General features: G+C 45.5%; 12 protein-coding genes and 1 riboswitch. Of the genes, 5 read left to right on the top strand and 7 right to left on the bottom strand.

All coding sequences use genetic code 11. The features are described 5' to 3' along the window. Positions 1–388: 388 nt before the first annotated feature. Positions 389–489, top strand: a riboswitch (TPP riboswitch). A gap of 100 nt (positions 490–589) precedes the next feature. Next, positions 590–1,171, top strand: a complete 582-nt coding sequence (gene thiT, locus ACWHAR_RS14865) for an energy-coupled thiamine transporter ThiT (protein ID WP_032876884.1) — start codon at positions 590–592, stop codon at positions 1,169–1,171. A 30-nt stretch (positions 1,172–1,201) separates the two neighbouring features. Here thiT and ACWHAR_RS14860 read toward each other — a convergent pair whose 3' ends face one another. Together ACWHAR_RS14860 and ACWHAR_RS14855 are read right to left on the bottom strand one after the other, a co-directional pair. Further along, a complete protein-coding gene (locus ACWHAR_RS14860; protein ID WP_032876881.1) occupies positions 1,202–2,731 on the bottom strand; it encodes a flotillin family protein in 1,530 nt (509 codons plus the stop codon). Positions 2,732–2,750: 19 nt separating this feature from the next. Continuing rightward, on the bottom strand, positions 2,751–3,281 hold the full coding sequence (locus tag ACWHAR_RS14855) for an NfeD family protein (protein ID WP_032876878.1): 531 nt from the start codon (positions 3,279–3,281) through the stop codon (positions 2,751–2,753). Positions 3,282–3,427: 146 nt separating this feature from the next. Here ACWHAR_RS14855 and ACWHAR_RS14850 point away from each other — a divergent pair, with 146 nt between their 5' ends. Beyond that, a complete protein-coding gene (locus tag ACWHAR_RS14850; RefSeq protein WP_032876875.1) occupies positions 3,428–3,916 on the top strand; it encodes a DinB family protein in 489 nt (162 codons plus the stop codon). Between the two features lies 1 nt (position 3,917). Here the strand turns inward: ACWHAR_RS14850 and ACWHAR_RS14845 are convergent, their stop codons facing one another. The 3 genes from ACWHAR_RS14845 to betB all read right to left on the bottom strand — a co-directional run bounded on the left by ACWHAR_RS14845 (position 3,918) and on the right by betB (position 7,269). Continuing rightward, positions 3,918–4,499: an MOSC domain-containing protein gene (locus ACWHAR_RS14845; RefSeq protein WP_003152182.1), complete on the bottom strand. Its 582-nt coding sequence runs from the start codon at positions 4,497–4,499 to the stop codon at positions 3,918–3,920. Positions 4,500–4,570: 71 nt separating this feature from the next. Beyond that, a complete protein-coding gene (gbsB, locus tag ACWHAR_RS14840; protein ID WP_003152181.1) occupies positions 4,571–5,779 on the bottom strand; it encodes a choline dehydrogenase in 1,209 nt (402 codons plus the stop codon). 17 nt (positions 5,780–5,796) lie between these two features. After that, complete coding sequence (gene betB / locus ACWHAR_RS14835; RefSeq protein WP_032876872.1) at positions 5,797–7,269, bottom strand: betaine-aldehyde dehydrogenase; 1,473 nt, start codon at positions 7,267–7,269, stop codon at positions 5,797–5,799. A 200-nt stretch (positions 7,270–7,469) separates the two neighbouring features. On the opposite strand from betB, the gene cudC reads away from it, so the two are divergent. The 3 genes from cudC (at position 7,470) to ACWHAR_RS14820 (ending at position 9,553) form a co-directional block, all read left to right on the top strand. Beyond that, a complete protein-coding gene (gene cudC, locus ACWHAR_RS14830) occupies positions 7,470–8,024 on the top strand; it encodes a choline uptake/conversion transcriptional regulator CudC (RefSeq protein WP_007613329.1) in 555 nt (184 codons plus the stop codon). A gap of 157 nt (positions 8,025–8,181) precedes the next feature. Then, complete coding sequence (gene bslA / locus ACWHAR_RS14825) at positions 8,182–8,718, top strand: biofilm surface layer hydrophobin BslA (protein ID WP_032876869.1); 537 nt, start codon at positions 8,182–8,184, stop codon at positions 8,716–8,718. A 166-nt stretch (positions 8,719–8,884) separates the two neighbouring features. Then, positions 8,885–9,553, top strand: coding sequence for a potassium channel family protein (locus ACWHAR_RS14820; protein ID WP_007613331.1), 669 nt, complete (start codon positions 8,885–8,887; stop codon positions 9,551–9,553). Between the two features lie 33 nt (positions 9,554–9,586). Here ACWHAR_RS14820 and ACWHAR_RS14815 read toward each other — a convergent pair whose 3' ends face one another. Together ACWHAR_RS14815 and hmpA are read right to left on the bottom strand one after the other, a co-directional pair. Beyond that, complete coding sequence (locus ACWHAR_RS14815; RefSeq protein WP_007613332.1) at positions 9,587–10,432, bottom strand: glucosaminidase domain-containing protein; 846 nt, start codon at positions 10,430–10,432, stop codon at positions 9,587–9,589. 141 nt (positions 10,433–10,573) lie between these two features. Next, complete coding sequence (gene hmpA, locus ACWHAR_RS14810; RefSeq protein WP_032876996.1) at positions 10,574–11,749, bottom strand: NO-inducible flavohemoprotein; 1,176 nt, start codon at positions 11,747–11,749, stop codon at positions 10,574–10,576. Positions 11,750–11,829 lie beyond the last annotated feature (80 nt).

Below are 11,829 nucleotides of genomic sequence, written 5' to 3'. Positions count from 1 at the left end.
CCAGGATCAAACTCTCCGATAAAGTAGTTTGACTGACTACGCACATCGCTGTGCGATTTATTTAAAACTTTGAATTAACAGGTACGTTTTGTCTTGTTTAGTTTTCAAAGATCATTACCGCTTGTTGAAGCAGCTTTATTATCTTACCACTCAGCTTCTTTTATGTCAACAACTTTTTTCAAGTTGTTTCCGAAGCTTTTCGTTGTTGTCTGCTGTTCATCAGCGACGTTTAATAATATAACACCCTTTTGAAAATATGACAATAGTTTTTTTAAAAAAATCATTAATTATTTTCTTTCATACTTATTTCAGTTTCTCTTCTATAGAAAGATAAGCTGTCTTGTGGTTTGGCATATTTTCTTGTATAGTAAGATTGAACTAAATACTTGATGACCACAAGGGGAGCATTAAAGCTGAGAGTGAACATTTTGTTCTGACCCTTTGAACCTGTTAGTTAACGCTGGCGTAGGGATGTGGCAAAGCCAAATGATTTGCAGTTTATGTAAGCAGCGCGCGGACTTTTCCCATCCTTCCCCGCGCTGCTTTTTTGTTTATCCTTGATACGGTTGTCTGACCAGGGGGGAAAACTATGAATCATTCAACACAGCTTGTGCGCTTAATTGAAATAGCGATTATGACCGGGGCGGCTGTCATTCTGGACATTGTCTCAGGTATGTTTCTCCGGATGCCCCAAGGCGGTTCGGTCTCTATTATGATGATTCCGATTTTTTTGATTTCATTCCGCTGGGGAGTGAAGGCCGGGCTTACGACAGGCTTTTTAACAGGGATTGTCCAGATCGCCATCGGCAATTTGTTTTTGCAGCACCCGGTGCAGCTATTTCTTGATTACATCGCGGCATTCGCAGTCCTCGGTTTCAGCGGCATGTTAGCTTCCGGTGTACGGGGATCGGCATTGAATAAAAAAAGAGGCGTTTTAACGATGTATGTTATAGGCGGTGTTTTCATCGGCAGTGTGCTGCGCTATGCGGCACATGTGGTCTCCGGAGCTGTCTTTTTCGGAAGCTATGCTCCGAAAGGCACGCCGGTCTGGATTTATTCGTCCGTCTATAACGCGACTTATATGATTCCTTCTTTTATCCTTTCGGCCATTGTCCTTATCTTATTATTCATGACTGCGCCGCGGCTTCTTGAAGCTAAGCGGACGAACTGAAACAGCAGGCGGTTTACGCCTGCTGTATTTTTATTCCGGGCTGTGCCGTTCGTTTGAATCACTCAGTTCTTTTGTAAGTTCATTTATACTTTGTTTTATGTTTCCTTTGCCTGAAAAATTCTCAATAAGCTCTTTTACATTGATTCCGGAAGATGCTTTTAAGCTTTCCTGAAGACCGGCCATTAAATTGGTTGCGTAGCCTGTGACTTTATTGGCCCCGCCGTTTTCACCGCTTCCTCCCGTATCAACGACGGTTATTTTATCAATGTTGGAAAGAGGCGCTGAGACTTGCTTCGCATATTCAGGCAGCATTTTCACAATCATATCAAGGATTGCAGCCTGCCCGTATTTTTCGAATGCTTCGGCGATTTTTTCTTTAGCTTCCGCTTCTGCGAGTCCTTTCAGGCGGATGACTTCCGCTTCGGTTTCCCCTCTCGCCTTTTCAGCCTCCGCTTTAGCAAGACCGTCAATTCTCACGCGTTCCGCTTCCGCCTTGGCCATCGCTTCGATACTGTACTGCTCGGCATCCGCTTCTGCGAGCTGCTTCGCTTTTGCGGCCGCGGCCGCTTGTTCCACCGAGTAACGGTCAGCATCGGCTTTTTTCTTCACTTCAGAGTCATATTGGCGCTCACGGCGCAGAATTTCTTTTTCCTCCAATTCAATCTGCTTTTGCCGCTCAATAATTTTAATTTGCATTTCCTGCTCTGTCACCTGCTGGCGGGCTTTTGCTGTTTCAAGATCATATGCCTGGTCGGCATTGGCTTTTGCTGTATCCTGCTCTCTTCTGTATTCCGCCATTTTCAGCTGATTGATTTTTTCCGCTTCAGCTATTTCCGTCGCCCGCTCCAGCTCTGATTTTTTTGCGTCTTTATCAGCGGCCGCGCGTTTAATCCTCGTCTCTTTATCCGCTTCTGCCGTGGCAATGTCCGCATCCCGCTTGACTTGGGCGATTCTCGGCTTACCTAATGATTCAAGATAGCCGTTTTTATCTCGGACGTCTTTAATCGTAAAAGATACGATCATCAGCCCCATTTTAGCAAGATCCTGAGACGCGACCCGCTGGACTTCCTGAGAAAACTTTTCCCTGTTTTTATAAATCTCTTCGACGGTCATAGAGCCGAGGATGGAGCGCAGATGGCCTTCCAGCACCTCCCGCGCCTCCTGCTCACGGTCGTCCTTGGATTTCCCTAAAAATTGTTCAGCTGCTGTGGCGATTTCACCGATGGAGCCTCCGATTTTAATAATGGCGGTTCCGTCGGCCATTACCGGCACGCCTTGTTCTGTATAGACTTCAGGTGTAGAGACATCAAGTTTGCTTGACAGTAAACTGAGAGGTTCTGCCTGTTGGAATACCGGGAGCACGAACGTTCCCCCGCCCCGGACGATTTTCAGACGATTTCCGCCTTCATCAATGTGAACATTCTTATTCCCCAAATAACTTCCGGTCACGATAAGGGCTTCGTCCGGCCCCGCCGTCCGGTACTTCGTAATAAATACAGCAATAAGTGCGATGAGTAAAAAGAATACGATTCCGATAACGATGATAATCGGCATAGTCATAACAGTTCCCCCTTAGATATCAGATTGGTTCATGCGGCGTCACAAAAAGCACTCCGTCTTTTACATCAATCACTAATACGGCCGTTCCGTACTTGATCTGTTCTTGATCAAAGCTGACGGCTGATTTAGAAATGGCGCCCCCTATTCCCTCTATGATCACTTCTCCATAGCCGTCTTTCGGGACGGAAGTAATGACTCTGCCGACTCTGCCCTTTAAATCTGTCTCCCGATACGCGAGCGATTCTTCCGCTGATGAAAGCGGGACAAGGACGAAGAAGTGAAGCAGGCTGACCAAAAGAACCGAAAGAACAAATGAAAGCAACGCAATGACAGGACTTGATAGCGGAGCGGCGATTTCGCCGATATAACCTGAGGCTGAAAAGATTGTTAAAAAAGACAGAATCAATGCAGGGTTTAAAAATGAAACAGGAATGGCTTCCGAGAGGCCGTGAAACACATCTTGAAAAAACAGAATCAAAAGCGTGAGACTTCCCGAAATAATCAATGTGTAAAGATAGACCGTTTCAAGCGGCAGATGAAATATGTCCACATTCTATCCTCCTTTCGGCTGAGGTGTCGGAGTGTTACTTTATATACGGATGTAAAGGTAAATGGTTTCAATTTTCTGATAAGGAAGGCTGATTACATGATTATCCAATCCGGATATGATATGTTTACTCTAAAGGAGGAGATAGGATGAGCATTTTTAATGAAGCAAGACAGCAGACCTGGGAAGAACTGAAAGGACTCTCTGATGAGGAATTCAACCGAAAGCCCGCGGCTGATGAGTGGAGCGTGCGGGAAGTCCTTGACCATTTAAAGAAAATTGACGAAACAGCGCAGACCCTTTTATCAAAGCAGGCAAAAGACGCACCGTTAAAAGAAATAGAAGAACAACCGATGGAGTTTATAGAGGACAGAACAAATAAACGGCCGGCTCCGTCACACCTCGAACCTGAGCAAAACCGAATATCAGTCATTGAAGCAAAACAGGAATTAGATACGGCAAGACAGCAGCTGACCGCCGTCATTTCATCATTAAACGAGGAAGACTTAGAACGTGTGCTTCCGCATCCTGTTTTTCAAGAACTGACGATCCGCCAGTGGATTGATTTTATCGGCCATCATGAAAAGCGTCACATTAATCAAATAAAAGAAATCAAACAAAAAATCGAGAAGGTCTGAGTCAGACCTTCTCGATTTTTTTCTTGGCGCGTTTCGGTTCATAAGAATGGATGGTGACCGCATCTCCCGTGCATATATCACCCGGGCGTTCAACAATACAGACAATTCCTCTCCTGCCCATCGCGTGCCTCACAAACGCCGCGGCGAGTTTTGGCTGATCCGGATAAAAGGATTGAATGACTTCTCCCGGCTGAATGCACGGATCATTTTCTCCCTCGCACAACAGAGACGCACCGCTTGGAAATATCATTCTGCTTCCTTCTTTAAGCGGCGTCAGTGCAGAAAAACCGCTGATTGCGATATTAGCGCCGAGCCATTCGGGAAAGATATGAGAAATCCCCATCTTCTCTGCAATGTCATCACATTCCTCCATGGACACGATTGAAATTTGTCTCCGGTTAAAAATTTCTGTTCCTCTTTCATACATCGGCTCACGCGCGCCGGCCTTTTTTGTCAGTCCGAAATGCAGGTCACCGGGGAACCCGCCGTATTCCGCACGAAGCTTGTCCATCTTTTTGGTAACAAATTGTTCGGTATCCGCTATATATACGCCTTCCGTCTTTGCTGTTATGCGTTTCCACATCAGCCACCACCGCCTTTTTCTTGACATTATCCTTAAAAAACCCCGCTCTGTAAAGGAGCGGGGTTCATTTATTATACCGTTTTCGGCGTTAAGTCGAAGCAGCGTTTGTAAATCCAGTTGTATGCTTTCTCATTCAAATCTCTTGGATTTCCGAAAGTTTGCGGATCTTTCATGGCTTCTTTTGATAAACGTTCAATCATGTCCGGAGACACACCTTGTTCTTCTAAACTCGGCACCTCTAAATCTTTTACAAGATCATACATCCAGTTGACGGACGCTTTTGCCGCTTCTTCGGTTGTCATGTTGCTTGTATCGATTCCGAATGCTTTGGCGATGCGGGCGAATTTTTCCGGATAGCCTTTCCAGTTGTATTCCATTACCGGCCCCATCATAGCTGCGACGCATTGTCCGTGAGCGACAGGGATGATGCCGCCGAGCGTCTGGCTCATCGCATGCGCCGCGCCTGCTGATTCACTGCCGTATGAAAGGCCGGCAAGCATCGCCGCCTGCGCCATGCCGTATCTTGCTTCCAAATCCTCTCCGTCCGCAAACGCGCGCTTAATATAATGCGCCGCATATTCAATGGCCATTAAAGCGACGGCATCAGTGATCGGCTGCGCAAATTTCATCGTATAGCACTCGATGGCGTGCGCAAGGGCGTCAATACCTGTCATGGCCGTCACATGCGGAGGCATGGACGTGTGCAGCTCAGGGTCAATGACCGTTAAATGCGCGGCGATAAGCGGTCCGCCCGTATTGAATTTAAATTCTCTTTCTTCATCTGTAATGACCGCCCATTGTGTGACCTCTGAACCTGTTCCCGCAGTCGTCGGGATCGTTGTCAGCGGAGGAATACGGTTTTCCAGCGGCTTTTTGCCTTCCGCGGCTTCATAATCAAGCACGCTTCCTTCGTGTGTCGCTTCTACCCCGATCGCTTTCGCTGTATCCATGGAGCTTCCGCCGCCGACAGCCACAAGGCCGTTGCAGTTTTCTTTTTTATACAGTTCTGATCCTTCGTTTACAAGACGTACAGGCGGGTTCGGCTCCACTTTGTTAAACAGGACGACTTCGATGCCCGCTTCCTGTAAAGATTCAATGACCGGGTTTGCCACTCCCGCGTTATAAATTCCCGGGTCTGTTACGAGCAGAGCTTTTGTGACGCCAAGCGCTCTGACTTCACTTCCCGCGTGCTGAATCGCACCGATTCCGTGTTTAATGACTGTCGGGATTTCGAATGTATGGAATTTATGCATGCTTTCTACTTTCATATTTAATGTCATATTGTATCTCCTCCTCGTTATGCTTGAAACCAGTTCACAGCCGCAGGTTTCGTGTTGCGGTAAATATGTTTGATTTCCGTGTATTCTTCCAGACCGATTTTGCCGAGTTCGCGGCCGAAGCCCGATTGTTTGTACCCGCCCCATGGCGCTTGCGCGAAATACGGATGGAAATCATTGATCCATACCGTTCCCATCCGCAGTTTGGCGGCTACGCGTTCGCATTTTTCAATATCCTTTGACCATACCGCTCCGGCCAGCCCATAAATGGTATCGTTGGCAAGTCTGATCACTTCTTCTTCAGAAGAAAATGACTCAACTGTTAAAACGGGGCCGAAGATCTCCTCTTGGACTATCCGCATATCAGACTTGCAGTTTGAGAAAATAGTAGGTTCATAGAAGAAACCGTTTTGAAGGGCGGGATCATCAGGACGTTTGCCGCCTGTTTCCAGTTTTGCCCCTTCTTCGATACCGATTTCTACGTATTTTTCGACTTTGGCCCGATGCTCGGCGGAAATCAGCGGACCGCTTTCCGTATCTTCATGAAAACCGTTTCCTAATTTGATGCGTTTCGTGCGCTTGATCAGCTCGGCTAAAAATTCATCATGAATGGCTTCGTCCACCAAAAGACGGGACCCTGCCGAACAAACTTGGCCGGCATGGAAAAACACGGCGTTCAGCGCTTGATCTGCAGCGGTTTCGAGATCTGCATCTTGAAATACGATATTCGGATTTTTGCCGCCAAGCTCCAGGGCAATCTTTTTCACATTGCCGCTTGCCGCCTGCATGATTTTTTTGCCTGTTTCAATTCCGCCCGTAAAAGAGACCAAATCGACGTCGAGGTTTCTCGCAAGCTCGTCGCCGACAGAGGCGCCCGGCCCCAGCACGAGATTGGCGACCCCTTTCGGAATACCGGCTTCTTCTATTAATTGAAAGACTTTAATGGTTGTCAGCGGAGTAATCTCGCTCGGCTTTAAAACGATCGTGTTTCCGGCCGCAAGAGCGGGAGCGATTTTCCAGCTCGCCTGAAGGAGCGGATAGTTCCACGGCGTAATTTGTCCGCATACGCCAATGGGCTCTCTGACGATTTTACTTACGGAATCAGGAATCGGAGATGAAATGACCTCGCCTCCGTCTTTATCCGCCAAACCGGCATAATATTGAAATACATTTGCGATATCATCCATATCGGCTTTACTTTCTTCAATCGTTTTTCCTGTATCGAGCGATTCCAGCTCAGCTAATTCGTTCAGATCGCGTCTGATTAATTCCGCAATTTTCAGAACAAATTGTCCGCGCTCGAGCCCGGAAAGCACCGGCCACTCCCCTTCATCAAATGCTTTTCTGGCTGCGGCGATGGCTTTCACCGCATCGTTCCGGTCTCCTTCGCATACCGTTGCAATTTCTTCTTGATTAAATGGATTAATGATACGGCGGGTCTGTTTTTTTTCTGCACTGATCCATTCGCCGCCGATATAAAGCGTTTTGCTCATAAAAGTCCTCCTTACCGAAAAGTAAGTTTGTTAAATAAAAATTTAATGTTTTTAACAATATTAATTTAACACATGTTTTTTTGCCTGTCAAAACCCGGTCAGTCCGTTTAGATTTTGACATTTTGTCATGATTCGTTAAGATTAAGAACATAAAGAAATGACTTAATAAATTTAAACTTCAAGTGGAAAAGAGGGACAGTATGGATGAGAATCCAGAATTCGCAGCTATAGAACAAGCCAGGGATCTTGTCATTGATTCCATTGCAGAGACGATGGATCTTTACGGAATCACACGGAGTGTCGGGATTTTATACGGAACAATGTATATGAGGGATGAAATGACGCTTGACGAAATGCGTGAGGAACTGCAGATGAGCAAACCGAGTATGAGCACAGGCGTCAAAAAGCTGCAGGATTTAAATGTGGTTAAAAAAACCTTTCACCGCGGCACACGGAAGCATACGTTTGTAGCGGAAAAAGATTTCTTTACGTTTTTCACGAATTTCTTCCCGCCGAAATGGGATCGTGAAGTTCAGGTGAATTTATCCGCCATTGAACAGGCCCAGGCGGATTTGCAGTCCGTTTTGCTGGCCGAGAAAGGCAACGCGGAATTACAGGAAGAAGCGCGGCAGTTATATGATCAGCTTGAAAGCTCGAAAGCTTATTATCATTGGCTGAAGCGGCTCGCCGACTCGGTTCAGAGCGGGGAGATTTTTAAATTTATTCCGATAGAAACGGACGAAAAAAACGCCTGAATCAAAATCAGGCGTTTTTTTGTCGTGATTTGATTATTTTTGAGAAAATATAGGAACATAACCCCATTTACTTCCATTAAAATTGATGGTAAATTTTTATAGGTATGGTCGTTCTTTTTTAAGAACAATCAGCAAATTTTTTTTAGGGGGATTTAAAATGAAACAGAAATTTTTCTCAACTGTCATGGCAAGTTTATTCGGCCTGGTTTTGCTTCTTTCTCTGCCGACAGCGTCATTCGCCGCTGAGTCGGGCTCAACCGTTCACGAGCCGGAAATGTCCACGAAAGCGACTGCTACCTTATTTGCAAAATATACAGGTGCCAGCCAGCAGGAATGGTCATTTTCTGATATCGAATTGACGTACCGTCCGAACACGATCCTGAGCTTAGGCGTTATGGAATTTACCCTTCCTAGCGGATTTGCGGCTACTACAAAAGATACAGTCAACGGACACGCTTTACGCGAAAGACAGATTCTGAATAACGGCAAAACAGTCAGACTTCCGTTAAACATTGATTTGCTCGGCGCAGCGGAATTTAAGCTTTCTCTTAATAATAAAACATTGCCTGCTGCAGGTACATATAAGTTCCGTGCAGAAAATAAATCATTAAGCATCGGCTCTAAATTCTATGCTGAGGACACAATTGTTGTTCAAAAACGCAGCACACCGCCGACACAGCCTTGCGACTGCTAATAATTGCGAAAAAAGACCGGCACAAGCCCATCGCTTGTCAGCCGGTCTTTTTTTTGTGCTGTTTTCTTTCTTCCGGCCCGCGCATTGACAAACCCTTGAAACAGGAGTACATTCTTGTTTGTTGTATTTGGAGTGACGAAAACAGTTTCTTAAGGAGTTATGAGGATTGGGAAAAATCAAAAATAAACAATTTGCCGTCATCGGACTCGGCCGTTTCGGCGGAAGCATCTGTAAAGAGCTTTTTAAAATGGGGCATGAGGTGCTTGCGGTCGATATCAGCGAAGAGCGGGTCAACGCATACTCCTCTTATGCCACGCATGCTGTGCGGGCAAATTCAACGGAAGAAAGCGAGCTTCAGTCGCTCGGCATCAGAAATTTTGAATATGTCATCGTAGCAATCGGCGCCAACATTCAGGCAAGCACGCTGACGACGCTGTTATTGAAGGAGCTGAACATCCCTAATATTTGGGTGAAAGCGCAAAACTATTATCATCACAAAGTGCTTGAAAAGATCGGCGCTGATCGTATTATCCATCCCGAAAAGGATATGGGCGTGCGGATTGCACAAAGCCTTTCAGATGAAAATGTCTTAAATTACATTGATTTGTCAGATGAATACAGCATTGTGGAGCTTTCAGCCACGAAAAAACTGCATTTAAAATCCATTCTTGATCTCGGCGTCCGGGCCAGATTCGGCTGCACCATTCTCGCCTTGAAACATAATGGAGACATTCAGCTGTCCCCTTCTCCGGAGACTGTCATTCATGAATGTGACTGCCTTGTGCTGATGGGGCATAAACGTGATATTAAAAGGTTTGAAACTGAAGGAATGTAAAAAAGCCGGCGGGCTGCCGGCTTTTTTTGATGCTTATGTTTCTTCACTTAACTGGACGGCGGTTTGGTCAACCCAGCCGATCAGCTCATCTTTCACTTGAATTTGGTACCAGACGGATTCTCCGTTTTGTTTTTCAGATACGACTTTAATATGCTCGCCGGTAAACTTTTGCGCCGATGCCAGTTTAATAGAATGCCGCTCTTTTGACGGCTTGGACCACACGTCTTCAATGGCGTGGTCTTTGATGGCGCCTTTCATATCAACTGCTTTAAGAGAGGCATTGATTTTGTCATATTCATTCAGGTTATAGGTTTCTATGACATCTTTAATTTTTTCAGCATAGCCGGGGTCTGTGGCGTAGCCGGATTTTTGAAGGGCAGCCGCCGCAGTTTTATAATTGTCCGCTTCAATGACGGGCTTGTACTTCTTTTTATTCCAAGACGTTCCGTTGACAAATAATTTGGCATGATCATCCATTGATTCAAAAAACGTGCTGTATTTACGGAATTTTGCCCGAATCGTTTTTCGTTTTCCTTTTTCAAATTCATCCGTTTTCATCGTGACGTGTTTTCCTTTATAATCACCTTTTACACCGAACAGGTTGCGCGCTTTCCCCGCAAGCTCACTGTTCCCCCAGTCCGATTCGAGAATGGCCTGTGCGAGGGTGATGCTCGGAAGGACATGATATTTCTCATATAAAATTTGAGCATGCCCGGAAAGGCTGTCAATAAAGACCTGCTGCTCGTCCACCTCTTCAGGCGGTTTTTCTTCCGTCACTATGAATTTCGAAAACACCATTGATACCAGAAATAATCCGAATATAAGAGATACAGCAAAAAGGCACCCAAGCACCCTTTTGGTCTTTGCTTTCTTTTTCATATCAACCTTCCTTTAATTCCGGAATCACTAGATTTATAATTTTACTGGTCATTGATGAAAATTTCAATAAAATAGGGAAAAAGACGGAGAAAGAACACATTGCGCAAATAAAAAAGACTCCTCTTTGAGGAGTCTTTTTTGTTATGCCATGCTCAGCTGAGGGCCAAACAATTCATATTGAACGGAATCAGAGTCAAACCCGAGTGCAAGAATCATGTCTTTCATTTGCGTCATAAACTGCGCTGATCCGCACAAGTAAAATTCAGCATTTTGATTCAGATGAAGCTGCTCCAGGAAGGTTTGATCAATCCGGCCGCTGTAAAAAGGCTTGTCTCCTGAGCGGTCTTGTTCTGCCGGTTCACTGTATACGTAAATGACGTTAATATTCGGATGATTCTCCGCAGCTTGTTCAGCCTCTTTGCGGAACGCGGCGTACTCTCCGTTTTTCGCCGCATGAATAAAAGTAACGGAACGCTCCGGCTGTTTTTCGGCGGCTGTTTTCAGCATGCACATCATCGGCGTAATTCCGGAACCGGCACTGATAAGAACAACCGGTTTATCGGCAGCAGACAGCTTGAAATCTCCGGCGGGTGCGCTGACTTCAAGTTTATCTCCCTCTTGAACTTCATTGTGGAGATGAGAAGAAACCGCTCCGTCCTTTTTCACAGATATCCGATATGCGCCTTTTCGAGAAGCATCAGACAGGCTGTACTGGCGAATGTGCGTATAAGGAGAATCCGCAATCCTCACTTTAATGCTGATATATTGTCCCGCTTCAAATCCAGGAAGCGAAGAGCCGTCACTCGGTTTGATATAAAATGATGTGATATCTTTGCTTTCTTTTGTTTTCTGTATAACCGTAAATTCTTTATACCCCTGCCATCCGGCTTCATTGTACATGTCTTTTTCAATGCCGATAAAAGCCTCCGCAATAACACCGTAAGCTTTTTCCCATGCCTGCATAATTTCAGGAGTTGCGGCATCCTGCAGCACATCCTTAATCGCCAGAAGCAGATACTTTCCGACAATCGGATAATGTTCCGGTTTTACACCGATGCTTGTGTGTTTATGGCCGATCTGTCTGACCGCCGGAATGATTTGTTCTAATTGATCAATATTCGCCGCAGCCGCAATGACTGCATTTGCCAATGCTGCGCGCTGAGTCTGTTTCTTTTGGTTCGTTTGGTTAAACATATTTAACAGTTCGGGATGATCTTGAAACATCAGGTTATAAAAGCGTCCGGTGATGTTTTCTCCATGTGTTTTCAATACAGGTACTGTGCTTTTGATGATGTCTATTGTTCTCTCGTCCAGCATGTTCATCCTCAACCCTTCTAAAGATGTATTTTCAATATATCTTTATAGTAAGAGATATTTCGAATAAAAGATATATCTAA

The sequence above is a fragment of the Bacillus sp. LR--39 genome, from assembly GCF_053613335.1.
The sequence above is the reverse complement of the archived record's forward strand: the minus strand, read 5'-3'. Positions and strand labels throughout refer to the sequence as shown.